The sequence below is a fragment of the Burkholderia sp. Bp8991 genome (assembly GCF_003853795.1).
Classification (GTDB): Bacteria; Pseudomonadota; Gammaproteobacteria; order Burkholderiales; family Burkholderiaceae; genus Burkholderia.
On record NZ_QTQJ01000013.1, the window covers coordinates 19,652 to 36,902 of the forward strand.

The 17,251-nt window shown below is 68.3% G+C and carries 16 protein-coding genes; 10 read left to right on the top strand and 6 right to left on the bottom strand.

Features of this window, described 5'->3' with window-relative positions:
• Positions 1-204 precede the first annotated feature (204 nt).
• Positions 205-510: a DUF4148 domain-containing protein gene (locus DIE02_RS16630; RefSeq protein ID WP_124529503.1), complete on the bottom strand. Its 306-nt coding sequence runs from the start codon at positions 508-510 to the stop codon at positions 205-207.
• A 322-nt stretch (positions 511-832) separates the two neighbouring features.
• On the opposite strand from DIE02_RS16630, the gene DIE02_RS16635 reads away from it, so the two are divergent.
• From DIE02_RS16635 to DIE02_RS16645, 3 genes are read left to right on the top strand one after another with little or no spacing between them, the layout of a single operon-like run.
• Positions 833-4,081, top strand: a complete 3,249-nt coding sequence (locus DIE02_RS16635) for an efflux RND transporter permease subunit (protein ID WP_124529505.1) — start codon at positions 833-835, stop codon at positions 4,079-4,081.
• A gap of 56 nt (positions 4,082-4,137) precedes the next feature.
• A complete protein-coding gene (locus DIE02_RS16640; protein WP_124529507.1) occupies positions 4,138-5,556 on the top strand; it encodes an efflux RND transporter periplasmic adaptor subunit in 1,419 nt (472 codons plus the stop codon).
• Positions 5,557-5,587: 31 nt separating this feature from the next.
• Positions 5,588-7,117: an efflux transporter outer membrane subunit gene (locus DIE02_RS16645; protein ID WP_124529509.1), complete on the top strand. Its 1,530-nt coding sequence runs from the start codon at positions 5,588-5,590 to the stop codon at positions 7,115-7,117.
• Here the strand turns inward: DIE02_RS16645 and DIE02_RS16650 are convergent.
• The gene (locus DIE02_RS16650; RefSeq protein WP_124529511.1) at positions 7,095-8,555 is read right to left on the bottom strand and encodes a heavy metal sensor histidine kinase; all 1,461 of its coding nucleotides are present in this window, start codon (positions 8,553-8,555) and stop codon (positions 7,095-7,097) included. The two genes, DIE02_RS16645 and DIE02_RS16650, sit on opposite strands and share 23 nt — an antisense overlap.
• Positions 8,552-9,229: a heavy metal response regulator transcription factor gene (locus DIE02_RS16655; protein WP_124529513.1), complete on the bottom strand. Its 678-nt coding sequence runs from the start codon at positions 9,227-9,229 to the stop codon at positions 8,552-8,554. The genes DIE02_RS16650 and DIE02_RS16655 overlap by 4 nt, the downstream gene beginning before the upstream one ends.
• A 354-nt stretch (positions 9,230-9,583) precedes the next feature.
• Between DIE02_RS16655 and DIE02_RS16660 the strand changes: the two genes are divergently transcribed.
• Genes DIE02_RS16660 through DIE02_RS16675 form a run of 4 tightly spaced genes read left to right on the top strand, consistent with a single transcriptional unit; the run spans position 9,584 to position 12,758 of the window.
• Positions 9,584-10,426, top strand: coding sequence for a transporter substrate-binding domain-containing protein (locus DIE02_RS16660; RefSeq protein WP_124529515.1), 843 nt, complete (start codon positions 9,584-9,586; stop codon positions 10,424-10,426).
• Positions 10,423-11,157: an amino acid ABC transporter permease gene (locus DIE02_RS16665; RefSeq protein WP_044844256.1), complete on the top strand. Its 735-nt coding sequence runs from the start codon at positions 10,423-10,425 to the stop codon at positions 11,155-11,157. The genes DIE02_RS16660 and DIE02_RS16665 overlap by 4 nt, the downstream gene beginning before the upstream one ends.
• Entirely contained in the window at positions 11,147-11,932 is a 786-nt protein-coding gene (locus DIE02_RS16670; RefSeq protein ID WP_124487261.1) for an amino acid ABC transporter permease, read from the top strand. The genes DIE02_RS16665 and DIE02_RS16670 overlap by 11 nt, the downstream gene beginning before the upstream one ends.
• Complete coding sequence (locus DIE02_RS16675; protein WP_124529517.1) at positions 11,919-12,758, top strand: amino acid ABC transporter ATP-binding protein; 840 nt, start codon at positions 11,919-11,921, stop codon at positions 12,756-12,758. Before DIE02_RS16670 ends, DIE02_RS16675 begins: the two co-directional genes overlap by 14 nt.
• A gap of 1 nt (position 12,759) precedes the next feature.
• Here the strand turns inward: DIE02_RS16675 and DIE02_RS16680 are convergent, their stop codons facing one another.
• Complete coding sequence (locus DIE02_RS16680; RefSeq protein ID WP_124529519.1) at positions 12,760-14,091, bottom strand: LLM class flavin-dependent oxidoreductase; 1,332 nt, start codon at positions 14,089-14,091, stop codon at positions 12,760-12,762.
• The gene (locus tag DIE02_RS16685) at positions 14,088-15,455 is read right to left on the bottom strand and encodes an MmgE/PrpD family protein (protein ID WP_124529521.1); all 1,368 of its coding nucleotides are present in this window, start codon (positions 15,453-15,455) and stop codon (positions 14,088-14,090) included. The genes DIE02_RS16680 and DIE02_RS16685 overlap by 4 nt, the downstream gene beginning before the upstream one ends.
• A 363-nt stretch (positions 15,456-15,818) precedes the next feature.
• Here DIE02_RS16685 and DIE02_RS16690 point away from each other — a divergent pair, with 363 nt between their 5' ends.
• On the top strand, positions 15,819-16,025 hold the full coding sequence (locus DIE02_RS16690) for a type II toxin-antitoxin system VapB family antitoxin (RefSeq protein ID WP_044844336.1): 207 nt from the start codon (positions 15,819-15,821) through the stop codon (positions 16,023-16,025).
• Entirely contained in the window at positions 16,022-16,405 is a 384-nt protein-coding gene (locus DIE02_RS16695) for a type II toxin-antitoxin system VapC family toxin (protein WP_124529523.1), read from the top strand. The genes DIE02_RS16690 and DIE02_RS16695 overlap by 4 nt, the downstream gene beginning before the upstream one ends.
• A 49-nt stretch (positions 16,406-16,454) precedes the next feature.
• Here the strand turns inward: DIE02_RS16695 and DIE02_RS16700 are convergent, their stop codons facing one another.
• The gene (locus tag DIE02_RS16700; RefSeq protein WP_124519856.1) at positions 16,455-16,631 is read right to left on the bottom strand and encodes a CsbD family protein; all 177 of its coding nucleotides are present in this window, start codon (positions 16,629-16,631) and stop codon (positions 16,455-16,457) included.
• 235 nt (positions 16,632-16,866) lie between these two features.
• Between DIE02_RS16700 and DIE02_RS16705 the strand changes: the two genes are divergently transcribed.
• Positions 16,867-17,013, top strand: a complete 147-nt coding sequence (locus DIE02_RS16705) for a DUF3096 domain-containing protein (RefSeq protein WP_082088472.1) — start codon at positions 16,867-16,869, stop codon at positions 17,011-17,013.
• The last annotated feature ends 238 nt before the right edge of the window (positions 17,014-17,251 follow it).

Sequence of the window (17,251 nt, forward strand, 5' to 3'; positions counted from 1 at the left end):
GCGCGTCGGATGCATGATGAAACTCCCGGGAAAGACTCGATGAGGGCGCACCGAAGGTGCGCCGCCGGCACGCCCGCACGTGCGATGTACTGCCCGACACGTTCATTCTCACGATCGCGGCGCGCACGGCGCCGACCGGCACACGACGCATTCGAAATCCGCGGCCGCTTCCTTCGGGCCGCGGATGGCAGTTGAAAATCGGGCTCAGTGATGCTCGTACGGCTGCTCCGTATCGAGCGACGCGAGCGATTGCGCGGTCGTCTCTGCGGCGACGCTCGGCCGTGCAGCCACCGATTGCGATGGCTGCGCGGCGATCTTCGCTTCCGCGGCCTGGATGTCGGCGGGATAGTAAGGATCGCTACCGACCGGCTTATAGCCGGCCTTCTCGACCCGCACGAGATCGGCGCGCACGTCGGCCCGCGTGACCGCATGGTCGGTGGTTTGCGCAAATGCGAAGATCGGTGCGCTCAGCGCACAGGACAGCAGGACCGCACGAATCAGGTTGTTCATGATGTTCACCTCTCAAGATGGCATGTTCGCGTCCGCAGATCAGGCCGGACATCCGCTCCGCATCGATGTGATGAAGAGTTGTGTCCATTCTGCGATTCGCGCGCTTTCCGGAAGGTGAGGCTTCGATTACGGTCTTGTCATCTGATCGCGGCCGCATGTCGGTCACGGGCCGGCCCGTCCGGTCGGACACTGCGCACCTGCGCGCCAGCACAGATAACGGTTTCGTAATCCTCGGGTCAGGGTCGGGTCAACGCCGCGCCGGCAGACTGCATGCTCGCCGCATCGCACGCGGCATCCATGCCCTGCTTCGAGGAGCACCATCATGTGGATCGTCCGGCTGGCGTTACGCAGGCCCTACACGTTCGTCGTACTCGCACTGCTGATCTTCATCGCGGGACCGCTTGCGCTGCTGCGCACGCCAACCGACATCTTCCCGAGCATCGACATTCCGGTCGTCAGCATCGTCTGGTCGTACAACGGCTTCTCCGCGGAGGACATGGCCAAGCGGATCACGTCGAACTACGAGCGCGCGCTCACGTCCGACGTCGACGACATCGAGCACATCGAGTCGCAGTCGCTGAACGGCGTGTCGGTCGTGAAGATATTCTTCCACCCGGGCGCCGACATCAATCGCGCGATCGCGGAAGCCGCGAGCAATGCCGCGTCGATCCTGCGCATCCTGCCGCCCGGCACGTTGCCGCCGAACATCATCACGTACAACGCGTCGACGGTGCCGATCCTGCAGCTCGGGCTGTCGAGCGACACGCTCGCCGAGCAGCAGCTGTACGACCTCGGCAACAGCTTCATCCGCACGCAGCTCGCGACCGTCCAGGGCGCGGCGGTGCCGCTGCCGTTCGGCGGCAAGATCCGCCAGATCGTCGTCGACCTCGATACGCGCGCGCTGCAGGCGAAGGGACTCGCGCCGATCGACGTCGTGAACGCGATCAACGCGCAGAACCTGATCCTGCCCGGCGGCACCGCGAAGATCGGCACGCACGAATACAACGTGCAGATGAACGGCAGCACGCAGACGGTCGCCGCGCTGAACGACCTGCCGGTGAAGACGATCGGCGGCAACGTCGTGTACGTGCGCGACGTCGCGCACGTTCGCGACGGCTACGCGCCGCAGACCAACATCGTGCGGGCGGACGGCAAGCGCGCGGCGCTGCTGACGGTCGAAAAGACCGGCAGCGCGTCGACGCTGACGATCATCGACCAGGTGAAGGCGATGTTGCCGAAGATCGCGGCCGGGCTGCCGAAGGCGCTGCACATTTCGCCGCTCGACGATCAGTCGGTGTTCGTGAAGGCGGCGGTCCAGGGCGTCGTGCGCGAGGCGCTGATCGCCGCGTGCCTGACCGCGCTGATGATCCTGCTGTTCCTCGGCAGCTGGCGCGCGACGCTGATCATCGCGATCACGATCCCGCTCGCGGTGCTCACGTCGCTGCTCGCGCTGTCCGCGCTCGGCCAGACCATCAACATCATGACGCTCGGCGGGCTCGCGCTCGCGGTCGGGATCCTCGTCGACGACGCGACCGTCGCGATCGAGAACATCACGCATCATCTCGAGCTCGGCGCGCCGCTCGAGGACGCGATCCTGACCGGTTCGGGAGAAATCGCGGTGCCGACCTTCGTGTCGACGCTGTCGATCTGCATCGTGTTCGTGCCGATGTTCCTGCTCACGGGCGTCGCGCGCTATCTGTTCGTGCCGCTGGCCGAGGCCGTGATCTTCGCGATGATCGCGTCGTACTTCTTCTCGCGCACGCTGGTGCCGACCCTCGCGATGGCGCTGATGCGCGCAAAAGGAAACGGCCGGCCGCCGCGCGACGTATTCGCGCCGCTCGTGCATTTGGCGCGTTTCCAGGCTGCGTTCGAGCATCGCTTCGAGGCCGTGCGGCTGCGCTATCGCGCGCTGCTCTCGGCGGCGATCGCGCGACGCCGCCGCTTCGCGGCCGCGTTCCTGCTCGCATGCCTCGCGTCGACGGGCCTCTACGCGTTCGCCGGGCAGGACTTCTTCCCGTCGATCGACACCGGCGAGATCCGCCTGCACCTGCGAGCACCGACCGGCACGCGGATCGAGGAAACCGCGCGGCTGACCGACGAGGTCGAAGCGAAGATCCGCAGCGTGATTCCGGCGGGCGAACTCGCTGGCGTGCTCGACAACATCGGCGTGCCGGTGAGCGGGATCAACCTCACGTACGATTCGTCGGATCCGATCGGCACCGAGGATGCCGACGTGCTGGTGACGCTGAAGCCGAATCACGCGTCGACCGCCGCATACGTCGCCACGCTGCGCAACGTGCTCGCTCAGTCGTTCCCCGGCGTGACTTTCGCGTTCCTGCCGGCCGACATCGTCAGCCAGATCCTCAACTTCGGGCTGCCCGCGCCGATCGACATCCAGATCGTCGGCAACAAGCTCGACCAGAACCGCGCGGTCGCGAATACGCTGCTCGCGAAGCTGCGCGGCGTGCGCGGGCTAGTCGACGCGCGTATCCAGCAACCCGGCGACGAACCGGCGATCGACGTAAACGTCGACCGCACGAAGGCGATCCAGGCCGGCCTCGAACAGCGTGACGTCGCGCAAAATCTGCTGATCGCGCTGTCCGGCAGTTCGCAGACGACGCCGAACTTCTGGCTCGATCCGCACAACGGCGTCAGCTACCCGGTGCTCGTGCAGACGCCGCAATACACGGTGAATTCGCTGCAGTCGCTCGCGAACGTGCCGCTGCCCGCCGGCACCGCGCGCCCGCCGCAGACGCCGGCCGGCGGCCCGGCCGCGGGTGCGCCCGCGCAGAACCTGCTCGGCGCGCTCGGCACGTTCTCGCGCTCGACGCAGCAGGCCGTGGTGTCGCACTACAACGTGCAGCCGGTGCTCGATATCTTCGCGTCGGTGCAGGGACGCGATCTCGGAGGCGTCACGGCCGACGTGACGAAGCTCGTCGACGCCGCGCGCGCGCAGCTGCCGCCCGGCTCGTCGATCGTGCTGCGCGGCCAGGTGCAGGCGATGCACGAGTCGTTCGCGGGCCTGCTCGGCGGCCTGGTACTCGCGATCTCGCTGGTCTACCTGCTGATGGTCGTCAATTTCCAGTCGTGGCTCGATCCGCTCGTGATCGTCGGCGGGCTGCCGGCATCGCTCGCCGGCATCGCGTGGATGCTGTTCGTCACGCGCACCACGCTGTCGGTGCCCGCGCTGACCGGCACGATCCTGTGCATCGGCATCGCGACCGCGAACAGCATTCTCGTCGTGAACGCGGCGCGCGAGCTGCTCGCGGGCGGCGCGTCGCCGTGGCAGGCGGCGCTCGACGCCGGCTTCAGCCGCTTCCGGCCCGTCGTGATGACCGCGCTCGCGATGCTGATCGGCATGTTGCCGATGGCGCTCGGCCTCGGCGACGGCGGCGAGCAGAACGCGCCGCTCGGCCGCGCGGTGATCGGCGGCCTCGCGTTCGGCACGTTCTCGACGCTGCTGTTCGTCCCGGTGCTGTTCGGCTTCGTCCACGCATGGCTCGCGCGGCGCCGCGACGCCTTGGCCACGCGGCGCACGCAGCACGCGCCCGACACGCCGGCGCTGCGTTGAGCTCGGACGGCCGCCCCTTCTCATCATCCTTCGATTCGCCCGACCCCGGACCCATCATGAACGACTCGATCGAACCCGTCGCCCCGCCGCCCGCCGCCGAGGCGGCCACAGCAGCCACCGCCGTGACGTCCGCCGCGCGCGGCGCCGCGCCCGACACCCCGCCGGCCCGCCGCGGCCGCAAGCTGGCCGTGCCCGTCGCGGCCGTCGCGCTGGCCGCCGCGCTGCTCGCGCTCGGCATCGTGCCGCGTATCGATGCACGCGCCGCGCAGCGTGCACAGGTTGCCGCGCAACAGGCGCTGCCGGTGTCGATCATCGTGCCCGGCACGGCGCCGGCCGACCAGACGCTGACGTTGCCCGGTTCGGTGGCGCCCTATGCGGACGCATCGATCTACGCGCGCACGAGTGGCTACATCGCGCACTGGAGCGTCGATCTCGGCACGCACGTGAAGGCCGGCCAGACGCTCGCGCAGATCTCGGCGCCCGATCTCGACGCGCAGTTGCGCCAGGCGCGCGCCGACGAAGCGAGCGCGCAGGCGAACTACGACTACGCGAAATCGACCGCGCAGCGCTGGCAGGACATGCTGAAAACGCAGTCGGTCTCGCAGCAGGACACCGACACGAAGGTCGCGGACATGAACGCGAAGCGCGCGATGCTCGCGTCCGCGCAGGCGAACGTCGCGCACCTTGCCGAACTCGTGTCGTACGAGTCCGTCACCGCGCCGTTCGACGGCGTGATCACCGCGCGCAGCGTCGACGTCGGCACGCTGGTCACCGCGGGCGGCACGCCGGGCAGCCCGGGCCTGTCCGGGGAACTGTTCCATCTCGAACAGACGGACACGCTGCGCGTGTTCGTCGACGTGCCGCAGGACAGCGCGACCGGCGTATCGACCGGCACCTCCGTCTACCTGACGACGCAGCAGTATCCGGGGCGACGCTTTGCCGCGCGTGTCGCGCGCACCGCGGGCGCGATCGATCCCGTCACGCGCACGCTGCGCGTCGAGATCGACGTCGACAACCGCGACGGCGCGCTGATGCCCGGTGCGTATGCGCAGGCGCATCTCGTCGTGCCGAGCGCGGCGCCGGCGCTCGACCTGCCGGTCAGTGCGCTGTTGTTCCGCCCGAACGGCGTGACGGTCGCCACCGTCGGTACGAACGGGCGAACCGTGCTGAAGACCGTGCAGATCGGGCGCGATTTCGGCACGCGCGTGGAGATCGTCGCGGGGCTCGCGGCGACCGATCGCGTGATCGACAACCCGGGCGATGCGATCACGGCCGGCGAAGCCGTGAAGATCGTGTCGACCGTGCGCGCCGCGGCTCCGGTGGCCGCTTCGTCCCCTTCGTCCCCTTCGTCCGCGCAGGTCGCGCAGGCCGCGCAAACAGGGGCGGCGGCCATTGCCAGCGACGTGCCGCCGCTGCGCGCGGCCGGCACCGCGCCGGCCGCGTCGACGCCCGCTCCGGCGCCCGCCCGCGGCTGACCCATCGATGACGACTCACGAGATACCTGCCATGCGCCTTCCTCACCCGCTCCCGTTCGCCCGCCACGCCGTCGCGCTCGGCGCCGTCGCGGCATTGGCCACGTTGACCGCGTGCTCGACGTTGCCACCCTATTCACCGCCCGCCGTCGCGGTCCCCGCGCACTACGCGGGCGCACCGGCCGCGCAGGCCGGCTGGCACGTCGCGATGCCGGCCGATGCGGCCGCGCGCGGTGCGTGGTGGACCGTGTTCGGCGACGCCGACCTGAACGCGCTCGAAGCGCGCGTCGACGTGTCGAACCAGACAGTGAAAAAAGCCGTCGCCGATCTGCAACAGGCACGCGCGATGGTCGACTACCAGCACGCCGGGTTTCTGCCGACGATCACGGCGGGCGCCGCGCAGAGCCGCGCGCGCGTGTCGCAGAACCGGCTCGGCTCGTCGCTCGCCGGCAAGACGACGCCCGACTATCAGGCCGGCGTCGCCGCGAGCTGGGAACCCGACGTGTTCGGCCGCGTGCGCGACGCGGTGACGGGCGCGCAGGCGAACGCCGCCGCGAGCACGGCCGACCTGCAGGCCGTGAAGCTGTCGGTCACGGCCGAACTCGCGACCGATTATTTCGCGCTGCGCTCGCTCGATACGCAGAAGCAGTTGCTCGATGACACGGTGCGTGCATACGCGAACGCGCTGACGCTGCTCAAGCAGCAGCTCGCGGCCGGTGCGATCGATGCGTCGGCGGTCGCGCAAGCCGAGACGCAACTCGAATCGACGCGCACGCAGGACACCGACATCGACGCGTCGCGTGCGCAGTTGCAGCACGCGATCGCGACGCTCGTCGGCGAAAGCGCGTCGACGTTCGCGCTGCCGCCGCGCGTGCAGGCGTTCCGTGTGCCGGCCATTCCGGCCGGCGTGCCGTCGGAACTGCTCGAACGGCGGCCCGACATCGCGGCGGCCGAGCGCCGTGTGGCAGCCGCGAACGCGCAGATCGGCGAGGCGCGCGCCGCGTTCTTTCCCGATCTCGTGCTGTCGGCGAGCGCAGGGCTCGAGAGTTCGTTCTTCGCGCCGTGGCTCGCCGCGCCGAGCCTGTTCTGGTCGCTCGGCCCGCAACTCGCCGGCACGCTGTTCGACGGCGGTCGCCGCAGCGCGTCGCTGCGCGGCGCGCATGCGCAGTACGACGGCGCGGTCGCAGATTACCGGCAGACCGTACTCGTCGCGTTCCAGCAGGTCGAGGATCAATTGTCGACGATCGATGCGCTCGCGTCCGAAGCCGGCAGCCAGCAGCGCGCGACCGACGCGGCCGACCTGTCGCTGCGGCTGACGACGAATCGCTTCAACGCCGGCGCCGTCAGCTATCTGGACGTGGTGACCGCGCAGACGATCGCACTGACGAACCGGCGCACGGCCGATCAGATCGACGCGCGCCGGATGGAGGCCGCGGTCGGGTTGTTGAAGGCGCTGGGCGGCGGCTGGCAAGCGAGCGCGGATGAGGAATCGAACACCGGCACGCACAAACGCCCGGTCGCCGCGTTACCCGACTCCGCGGTCACGCAGCCGACGGCCGGTTGAACGTGAGCACGAAGCGCGTGCCGCGCGCGTCGCTTTCGACCTGCGCGGTGCCGCCATGCAGCTCCATCACCGAGCGCACGATCGCGAGGCCGAGCCCGGCCGTGCCGCCCGGCGCCCCGCCGCTGCGTGCCGGGTCGCCGCGCACGAACCGGTCGAAGATCCGCGGCAGCAGCGCGGAATCGATCGGCTCGCCCGGATTCGCGACGACGACGCGCACCGCGTCGGCGGCGTCATCGACACTCAGCGTAATGACGCCGCCGGCGGGCGTGTAACGCAGCGCGTTCGCGAGCAGGTTGCCGACGGCGCGACGAAACAGCTCGATGTCGGCGGTCAGTTGCCCCCGCCCTTCGACGCGCAACGTCGAGCCCGCTTCGTCGGCGAGCCCCTCGAAATACTCCGCGATGCGCTCGAGTTCGTCGTGCACGTCGAACGCGCGCTGTCGCGTGACGAAGCTCGGATGCTCGGCGCGCGCGAGAAACAGCACGTTCTCGATCATCCGCGCGAGACGATCGTATTCCTCGAGATTCGATTCGAGCAGCGCCTGGTACTCGTCGGCCGCACGCGGCCGCGCGAGCGCGACTTCCGTGGCGCCGCGCATGTTGTTCAGCGGCGTGCGCAGGTCGTGCGCGAGATCGGCGCTGAATTGCGACAGATGCGCGAATGCCTGCTGCAGGCGGCCGAGCATCGCGTTCTGCGCATCGACGAGCGCGCGCAACTCGCTCGGTGCACGCGACGCGTCGAGCCGCGTGTCGAGCTTGTCGACGGTGATCCGGCCGGTGTTGTCGACGATCTCGCGCAGCGGCGCGAGCGCCGTGCGGATCAGCCAGTAGCCGAGCAGCATCGCGAACAGCGCGCCGAGCCCGCCGGCGATCTCGAGCCGGTCGCGGTAGCCGTCGAGCAGGTCGGCGCGGTCGTGCATGTTGCGCGCGATCGCGATGCGGATCGGCGTGCGGTCGCCGAGCGCGGCCTCGATCACGACGCCGCGCATCGGCGTGCCGTTGTCGGCCGTCCACGTGACCAGCCGGTCGGCCGTGATCCGCTCGTCCGCCGGAACCGGCGCCGCATGCGGCGCGAACAGCTGTGCGTCGGCCAGCGGAACCGATGCGGCGGCGGGCGCATCGTCGAGCGCGGCGAGCCGCACGTTGTGGCGCGCGAGCACGTCGCCGCGCGCATCGACGGCGGCCATCGACAGCGCCTCGTTGCCGAGCACCTGGCTCGTCAAGCGCTCGGCATGCGTGCGGACTGCATCGAGCGACTCGAGCTCGCCCGCGAGCCGGCGCGTGTGGCGCGCGGCCAGCACGATGTCGAGGTCGTCCTGCGTGTTCACCTGCCGTTCGAGGCCGGCATACACGTATGCGCCGACCAGTGCGAACGCGGCAAGCGTGGTCGCGGCGAACGCGAGCGCGAGCGTCGCGGCGAGCGAGCGTGGCCGCGTCATGCGTCGTCCTTCGGTTCGAGCACGTAGCCGACGCCGCGCACGGTATGGATCAGCTTGACCGGAAACGCGTCGTCGATCTTCGCGCGCAGGCGCCGGATCGCGACCTCGACGACGTTGGTGTCGCTGTCGAAATTCATGTCCCATACGTACGATGCGATCTGCGTGCGGCTCAACACCTCGCCCTGCCGGCGCGCGAGCAGCTGCAGCAGCGAGAATTCGCGCGGCGTGAGGTCGATGCGCGTGGCACCGCGCTTCACGCGGCGGCGCACCACGTCGATTTCCAGATCGCCGACCGCCAGATGTTCGGTCTCGCGCGGCGGCCCGCGACGCGCGAGCGTGCGGATACGGGCAAGCAGCTCGACGAACGCGAACGGCTTCACGAGGTAGTCGTCGGCGCCGAGTTCGAGGCCGTGCACGCGATCCTGCACGTCGTCGCGCGCGGTCAGGAACAGCACCGGCGTCGTATGCGTGTCGCGCAGCCGCTTGAGCACGCCCCAGCCATCGAGCACGGGCAGCATCACGTCGAGCACGATCACGTCGTAACGCTCTTCCTGCGCGAGCGTCAGCCCTTCGCCGCCGTCCTTCGCGAGATCGACGCTGAAGCCCGATTCCTCGAACCCCTTCTTCAGGTACGCACCCGTCTTTGGTTCGTCTTCGACTATCAGGATACGCATGGCCGGCTCCGTCGCTTTCGTGATGACATCCGGCGATGTTACCGGCAAACGGCGACAAGGGATCGCTGCGTGCGGGCGCAAACGCCTTTGATTACAAAACGGTAATCGGGCGGTCAGCGTAGCGTGCGGTTGCGAAGCCGTGCACGGCGGAGTGGGTAACCTGCATAAACCCTCCGCCACATCGCCATTCCAGGCGCTAGAGCGTCGCCTTCCTCTGCGTAAATCTGAGGACCAGATAACGGTATGAGAATTTCTTGGTTCTTGGATGCGTTCCACATCCCGAAAATACCAGCTCCCGACAACCGGGCGCGCGATGCGCCGCCCCGCGTCGCTCAAACAACGTTCCTCTTTCCCATGTTCAGCAGATCGTTTCGCACTACGTCGGGCCACGCGCTGTGCGTCGCCGCCCTCCTTTCCGTTTTTTCCGGCGTCGCCCGCGCGGACAGCACGCTCGATCGCATCCATCAACGTCACACGATCACGATCGGCGTGATCCTGTCGGGCCCGCCGTTCGGCTCGCTCGATCCCGCGACGCAAAAGCCGGTCGGCTTCAACGTCGATCTGGCGAACGACGTCGCGAAACGACTCGGTGTCGACGTCGAGCTGACACCGGTTCAGCCGTCGAACCGCGTGCAGTTCCTGCAGCAGGGCAAGGTCGACGCGCTGATCGCCAACATGGAGCTGACGACGGAGCGCGCGGAGATACTGTCGTATGCGCCGACGCCGTTCGAATCCATCGGCGGCGCGCTGATCGCGCGCAAGGACAGCGGTATCAAGTCCTGGGCCGACTTGCGCGGCAAGCCGGTCTGCGTGTCGCAAGGCAGCAACTACACGAAGCCGCTCGCGACGGAATACGGCGCGCAGGTGAAGGCCTTCCGCGGCCAGCCGGAATCGCTGCTCGCACTTCGCGGCAACAACTGCGTGGCCGCCGTGCACGTCGCGCCGACGTTGCGCATGCTCGTCGCGCGCAACCCCGACTGGAAGGACTACACGACGCCGCTGTCGACCGACCTGATTCCGTCGCCGGCGGTGATCTGGGTCCGCAAGGGCGAGACCGACACGCAGGGCGCGCTCGACCGGATCGTTCAGGATTGGCACCGCAGCGGCTGGCTGCTCGACGTCGAGCGCAAGAACGGCATGACGCCGTCGCAAGCCGTGCTCGACCTGCACACGAAGCTCAAGGCGCAGCGCACATGACGGTGGCCGCCGCCGTCGATGCGCTCCGCAAGTTCGGCCTCGATTACAGCTTCGTGCTCGCCGCGGACGAACGCGCGTCGTTCGTGCACGGGATGGGCGTGACGCTCGAACTGTCGATCGCGACCGCGGTCGGCAGCCTCGCCTGCGGCGTCGTGCTCGCCGCGCTGCTGGTGTCGCCGAGCGCGGCGCTCGCGCGCCCCGCGCGCGCATTCGTCGAGGTCACCCGCAACACGCCGACGCTCGTGCAATTGTTCTGCGCATTCCTCGTCGTCAACATGCTGATCAGCGCCGCACTGCGCAATCTGGGCGGCAATCCGCTGACGCCGTTCATCTGGAGCGTCATCGTGATCTCGCTGCACAAGGGCGCGTTCCATGCGGAAGCACTGCGCGCCGGCCTCGAAGCGGTACCGCGCGCAACGCTCGAGGCCGCGCAGTCGCTCGGCTACAGCCGCCGCCAGCGGCTCTGGCACGTGCAGCTGCCGCTCGCGATACGCTTCGCGCTGCCCGCGCTCGTCAACAACCTGGTCGACCTCGTGAAGATGACGACGGTCGCCTCGGCGATCGCCGTCGGCGACGTCACCTATGCGTCGATCATGATCTGGACGCAACGCGACAATGTGCTCGAGTTGATGATCCTGATCCTGCTCTTCTTCGGCGCGCTCACGTTCACGGTCAACCTCGCGGGACGATGGCTGGAACACCGCCTGAGGATACCCGGCTATGGCCATTGACATGCACGCGCAGCCCGCGCGCCTCGTGCGATGGCGCGCCGTCGCGGCAACCCTGGCCGCGCTGGCCGTCGTCGCGCTGGCCGTCGCGGGCCGCCGTCACCCGACCCTCGTCGCGCTCGCCACGTGGCTGCCGGCGCTCGGCAAGGCGATGCTGGTCAACATCGGCATCAGCGCGATCGCGATCGCGATCGGCACGCTCGCCGGCCTCGTACTCGGCCCCCTGACGCTGTCGCGGCTCGGCATCGCGCGCGTGCTGGCGCGCGCGTACGTGCAGTTGTTCCGCAACGCGCCGCTGCTCGTGCTGATCTATTTTTCGACCTACGTGTTCCCGTTCGAAATCAGGTTCGGCCATGCGTCGCTGCCGTTTCCGGACTGGTTCAAGGTAACGCTCGGCCTCGCGCTGCCCGCGAGCGCGAACTTCGCGGAAATCTTCCGCGGCGCGATCCAGTCGATTCCGCATGCGCAGTGGGACGCCGCACGCTCGCTCGCGTTCAGCCGCGCGCAAGTGTTCCGCTGGATCATCCTGCCGCAATGCGTACGCCGCATGCTGCCGCCGTGGATGAACCTGTATGCGAGCATCGCGATGGCCACCGCGCTCGCGTCGCTGGTCGGCGTGCACGACCTGCTCGACACCGCCCAGGTCGCGAGCAACACCGTCGCGCGAGCCGACTTCACCGTCGTCGTCTATTTCACGGTACTCGGCCTGTTTTTCGCGTACTGCTACCCGATTGCCCGTTTCACCCGCCTTCTCGAAAGACGTCATGCATTCCACTGAAACTCCGCGCGGCGCGGACGAGCCGCTCGTCCGCCTGCGCGACGTGCACCTGTCCTACGGCACGACGCCCGTGCTGCGCGGCATCGATCTCGACGTGCGCCGCGGCCAGGCCGTGTCCATCATCGGCCCATCCGGCTCCGGCAAATCGACGATCCTGCGTTGCATCACCGGGCTGTTGCGGCCGCAGCGCGGCCTGATCGAGGTCGACGGCACGCGCGTCGACCTGCTCGCATCGGAGCGCGACGAAATCGCGCTGCGCAAGCGGGTCGGCTTCGTGTTCCAGCAATACAACCTGTTTCCGCACCTGAGCGTGCTCGACAACCTCGTCGTCGCCCCGGTCCGGATTCTCGGCCGCGATCGCAACGATGCGGTGCGCACCGCACACGCGCTGCTCGAACGCGTGCGTCTCGCGGACAAGGCGCACGCCTACCCCGGCGAGCTGTCGGGCGGCCAGCAGCAGCGCGTCGCGATCGCCCGCGCGCTCGCGATGCAGCCCGACCTGATCCTGTTCGACGAGGTGACGTCCGCGCTCGATCCGGAAACCGTCGGCGACGTGCTGTCGGTGATTCGGGATCTCGTGCGCGACGGCATGACCTGCGTGCTCGTCACGCACGAGATGCGCTTCGCCGAGGAAATCAGCGACGTCGTCTATTTCACCGAGGCGGGCGTGATCGTCGAGCACGGGTCGGCCACGCAGCTGTTCCGCGCGCCGCAAAGCCCGCGCACGCGGGCCTTCCTCGCGCATACGCTCGGTCCGGCCGGCAGCCCGCACGCAAGCCGCGACAGCGCGCCGGTCGCACTCGACCTGACGCGCTTCGCGGTCTGACTCAACGCACTGCGTAGCGGCTCGGCGGGCGCGCGAGCCCGAGATGGTCGCGCAGCGTCGTGCCCTCGTATTCGGTGCGGAACAGGCCGCGCCGTTGCAGTTCCGGCACGACATGCGCGACGAAATCGTCGAGTCCGCCCGGGAAATACGGCGGCATGATGTTGAAGCCGTCCGCGGCGCCGCCGTCGAACCATTCCTCGAGCGCGTCGGCGACCTGCGTCGGCGTGCCCCACACGATCCGGTGCCCGCGCGCGCCGGCGACGAGATAGTAGAGTTCGCGCAGCGTGAGGTTCTCGCGGCGCGCGAGATCGGTAAGCAGCTTCGCGCGGCTCTTCAGCTGATCGGATTCGGGCAGGTCGGGCAGCGGACCGTCGAGCGGATACTTCGACACGTCGTGGCCGAGACGGTCGGACAGCAGCGTCAGCGCGCCCGACGTATCCGTCCATTGCTGGAGCTGCGCATACTTGTCCTTGGCCTCCTGCTCGGTGCGGCCGATCACCGGAAATACGCCCGGCATCACGGCAAGCGCGTCCTCGGCGCGGCCGTATGCCGCGAGCCGACCCTTCAGGTCGCGATAGAAGGCCTGCGCTTCCTCGAGCGTCTGCTGCGCGGTGAACACGACTTCCGCGGTGCGCGCGGCAAGCTCCTGGCCGGGGCCCGACGAGCCGGCCTGAATCACGACCGGATGGCCCTGCGGCGGGCGCGACGCGTTGAGCGGCCCCCTCACGTTGAAGAAGCGTCCGGCGTGATCGAGCGTGTGCACCTTCGCCGGGTCGAAATACACGCCGCGCGCCTTGTCCCTGACGAGCGCGTCGTCGTCCCAGCTGTCCCACAGCCCCTTCACGACATCGACGAATTCGCCGGCCATCTCGTAGCGCTGCGCGTGATCCGGATGATTGCCGCGCGTGAAATTCGCGGCGGTGCGGTCATACGAAGTCGTCACGACGTTCCAGGCCGCGCGGCCGCCGCTCAGGTGGTCGAGCGATGCGAACATGCGCGCGATATGGTAAGGCTCGCTGTACGTCGTGGACGCGGTCGCCGCAAGGCCGATGTGCCGCGTATGCATCGCGAGCGCCGACAGCAGGCTCAGCGGCTCGAAGCGCATCGCCATCGACGGATGCGCGTCGGGGCCGCTCGTCAAGCCGTCGGCCAGGAAGACCATGTCGAACTTCGCGCGCTCGGCGGTCTGCACGACGCGGCGCAGCAGATCGAAGTTCTCGCTGCCGGATTCGGCATCGGGATGGCGCCAGCCGGCGACGTGGTGTCCTGCGCCCTGGAGGAACAACCCGAGGCGCATCTGGCGGCGGGAAGGTGTGCTGCGTTCGGTGCTCATGATTGAAGCGACGTAAAGGTGTGGAAAAGTCGGGCAAGATCGGCCGTGCTTCGCATCGTATCGATCAGTTCCGGGACGAACGCGAGTGCGGGATCGTGGGCGGTCGCGTCCGCGAACTTCGCGGCAAGGTCGTCGGCACCGACGAGGCGTTCGGTGCGTTGCCGCAGCGTGTCGCCGTTGCGCAGCGCAATCTCGACGACCGAGAAACGCGTCGCGGGATCGGTCGACGCGCGCGGCGCCGCGGCATCGTGGCGCCGCGTCACGCGTGCGGCGAGCGCGATCAGGTCGTCGCGCACGGGCACGTCGGCGAACGTCGCGACGCCGGGCGGCCCGTCCGTCAGTGCGGCGGCCACCGCGTATTCCACGCTGAAGCGCGCTTCGAGGCCGGTGGCCGGCAGTCGGTCCGACAGCGGCGTGTCGCCGCCCGGCGGGAACGTGATCACGATGCCCTCGATGTCCGCCGGCGCGATGCGGTGGCGCTCGCGCAGATCGAGCGCGGCCTGCACGGCGTAATGGGTTGCCGTGCAGCACGGCCACGGCTTGAAGTACAGGCCGGGCGACACGATCTGCCACGGCGCGCCCCAGTCGGCCAGCACGCGCGCCGGCTGCGACGCGCCGCCGCCGAACACGGCGAAGAATCCTTCCGGGCCGTCGAGTGCGCCCGGTGCGCCGGTCAATCCGGCCTCGGCGAGCGCCACGGCGAACAGCCCCGCGCGCGCGGCAAGGCCCGCGTGCAACGGCTTGATCTCGCTGCCGAACTGCAGGCGCAGCCCGGCCGATTGCGTCGCGGCGATGCCGAGCGCGTTTTCGGTGGCCGCCGCATCGAGCCCGACCAGACGCGCCGCGGCGGCGGCCGCGCCGAGCGTGCCGAGCGTCGCGGTGTTGTGGAAACCGAGTTCGTAGTGGCGGCTGCCGAGCGCGAGACCGATCCGCGCCATCGTCTCGACGCCGACGACGTAGGCGTCGAGCAGTTCGAGCGCGCTGCGTGCGCGCACCTGCGCGAGCGCGAGCAACGCCGGCAGCAGCACGGTGCCGGGATGGCCGCGCACGCTGCTGTGCACGTCGTCGTAATCGAGCGCATGGCCTGCATAGCCGTTGAGCAGCGCGGCATGTTGCGGCGACGCCGGTATCGCGCTGCCGATCACCGCTGCGGCGCCGGCCGAATCCCGACCGCACGCCGCCAGCAGCTTGCGGTAACCGTTGTCGCGAGCGCCGGCGAACGCGGCGGCAAGGAAGTCGAGCAGGCCGCGCCGCGCGGCAGCGAGGGCGGGCGGATTGCGCGCGGGCTCGGCGCACGCGATCGCTGCGGCCAGCCGGCGCGTGACGTCGCCGGCCGTGCCGTCGGGATTCAAGTGGGGAGACATGTCAGCCGTTGGAAAATCGCGAAATGCCGCAACGGGCGGCGCAACCGGGAACCTTCCGGTTCCTGCTCGCATGGGAGCGTTGGATACTAGCGAAGCATCCTTGCGTGCCCAACCAAGTATTCGAGCTTTCGATATCGCGTATTCAGCGTTGCTTGAACGGAGATCGACGAGTTCGCTCCGATGAGCGGTTCCCGGTAAACACTGCAGTCGTGTGAGCGAGTTTTCGGCGGACTGACCCGGGCCCGGGCCCACAAAACTGCCGCGGTTGAAAGTGAAAAATTCTGGCATGGCGTTTTTATCAATGACTGGACCGCTGCCGAATTGATGCTAAAATTGATGCATAAAGGCATCAACGGAGTCATCATGCGTACTACTGTTACCGTCGACGACGCGCTCTATGCGCGCGCACTCGAACTCGCCGAGCCGGGCACGTCGCCGGCCGACCTGTTCCGGGCTGCACTCGAAACGTTCGTGCGTGTCCAGGCCGGACAACGCCTAGCCGCGCTTGGCGGTCGCGCCCCGGACATGCCGGATGTGCCACGCCGTAACCCGGAGGCGGCTACCCGATGAGCGTTCTGATCGACACATCGGTCTGGGTCGAGCATTTCCGGCGACCGCTACCAGCGCTTATCCAGCTGCTGCGTGTCGATGACGTCTTGACGCATCCATTGGTGATACTCGAGCTGACGTGCGGGACGCCCCCCGAACCGCGGGCCCGAACGCTGGGATATCTCGCGTTATTGCGCCAAACGCGGCTCGCGACGCCAGCCGAAGTAGCGGACTGGATCGAGCGGGAACGGCTGTATGGGCGCGGATGCGGCGCAGTGGATTGCACGCTGCTGGCGTCGGTGCTGTTGACCCCGAGCACGTGGCTCTGGACGCGCGATCGGCGGCTCGCCCAACTGGCGGAGCAATTCGGGGTTCATTACTTACCGCCTGACCTGCATTGAGCGAAGCCAGTGCCTATGGCTTCCAGTTCGATGTCTCCCCGGTCAGGCTCTATTGCCGCTTCTTGAGTCGCTCCTTCGCATCGCCGAATGATGCCTGTGTCTTGCCGACGATCTGTTCGGCCTTGCCCGTCAATCTGTCCGTTGGATTTCCCACGACCTTGCCAACCAGTTCCTTCAGTTTGCCCTTTGCTTCCCTGAGGCGGCCCTTTACTTGATCTTTGTTCATGAGTTGCTCCTTGAAACTGACGGATGCAGGAACTGCGAATTCCGGTCCGGCACGCTGAGCGAATCGCGATGAAAACGTCGGTGCAGGCACGGCGCTTGCGTCGCCCGAAGCGTTCGCGCTTGTGGCCAGCGAGTTGACGGTCGAAGGCTGGACGCTCGCCAGGCTCGCGCGTCGGAAGCGGGTGGCGGAGGCAAGGCAGGCTGTGGCCACTCGTTGCCAATCTTGCGGAGGAAGCATGAATATCGTCACTAGCGCCGGCCCGCTGGTTTCGCTGATCGCCGGCATTCTCATCCTCGTGGTACCGCGCCTGCTGAATTACATCGTTGCGCTCTACCTGATCATCATCGGGCTGCTCGGTCTGTTCGGCGGACGTATCCATTGAATTGACATGAGCACGAGATAGCCGGTTACGGACGCGCATCAGTCCATCGTGACGCCATGCGTCGGTCCGCGGCTGCGAACACCGCCAGCGCAATGAGCAACACCTATGCCGCCTGCATATGGATGAGTGACCGGGAGAACGACGAATCGCGCGTCCTTCCTCGATGCTATGATTCGCCGCCTCTGCGCCGGCGGCCTGGTGCGGAGAACCGTGATGCCGACAAGTGCGCACGTCTTCT

What these genes read in the sequence shown, in the direction of transcription:
- DIE02_RS16645 (WP_124529509.1), top strand. Translation starts at nt 5,588, where the DNA reads ATGCGCCTTCCTCACCCGCTCCCGTTCGCCCGCCACGCCGTCGCGCTC.
- DIE02_RS16680 (WP_124529519.1), bottom strand. Translation starts at nt 14,091, where the DNA reads ATGAGCACCGAACGCAGCACACCTTCCCGCCGCCAGATGCGCCTCGGG.
- DIE02_RS16700 (WP_124519856.1), bottom strand. Translation starts at nt 16,631, where the DNA reads ATGAACAAAGATCAAGTAAAGGGCCGCCTCAGGGAAGCAAAGGGCAAA.
- DIE02_RS16690 (WP_044844336.1), top strand. Translation starts at nt 15,819, where the DNA reads ATGCGTACTACTGTTACCGTCGACGACGCGCTCTATGCGCGCGCACTC.
- DIE02_RS16670 (WP_124487261.1), top strand. Translation starts at nt 11,147, where the DNA reads ATGGCCATTGACATGCACGCGCAGCCCGCGCGCCTCGTGCGATGGCGC.
- DIE02_RS16695 (WP_124529523.1), top strand. Translation starts at nt 16,022, where the DNA reads ATGAGCGTTCTGATCGACACATCGGTCTGGGTCGAGCATTTCCGGCGA.
- DIE02_RS16640 (WP_124529507.1), top strand. Translation starts at nt 4,138, where the DNA reads ATGAACGACTCGATCGAACCCGTCGCCCCGCCGCCCGCCGCCGAGGCG.
- DIE02_RS16675 (WP_124529517.1), top strand. Translation starts at nt 11,919, where the DNA reads ATGCATTCCACTGAAACTCCGCGCGGCGCGGACGAGCCGCTCGTCCGC.
- DIE02_RS16705 (WP_082088472.1), top strand. Translation starts at nt 16,867, where the DNA reads ATGAATATCGTCACTAGCGCCGGCCCGCTGGTTTCGCTGATCGCCGGC.
- DIE02_RS16650 (WP_124529511.1), bottom strand. Translation starts at nt 8,555, where the DNA reads ATGACGCGGCCACGCTCGCTCGCCGCGACGCTCGCGCTCGCGTTCGCC.
- DIE02_RS16655 (WP_124529513.1), bottom strand. Translation starts at nt 9,229, where the DNA reads ATGCGTATCCTGATAGTCGAAGACGAACCAAAGACGGGTGCGTACCTG.
- DIE02_RS16665 (WP_044844256.1), top strand. Translation starts at nt 10,423, where the DNA reads ATGACGGTGGCCGCCGCCGTCGATGCGCTCCGCAAGTTCGGCCTCGAT.
- DIE02_RS16630 (WP_124529503.1), bottom strand. Translation starts at nt 510, where the DNA reads ATGAACAACCTGATTCGTGCGGTCCTGCTGTCCTGTGCGCTGAGCGCA.
- DIE02_RS16635 (WP_124529505.1), top strand. Translation starts at nt 833, where the DNA reads ATGTGGATCGTCCGGCTGGCGTTACGCAGGCCCTACACGTTCGTCGTA.
- DIE02_RS16685 (WP_124529521.1), bottom strand. Translation starts at nt 15,455, where the DNA reads ATGTCTCCCCACTTGAATCCCGACGGCACGGCCGGCGACGTCACGCGC.
- DIE02_RS16660 (WP_124529515.1), top strand. Translation starts at nt 9,584, where the DNA reads ATGTTCAGCAGATCGTTTCGCACTACGTCGGGCCACGCGCTGTGCGTC.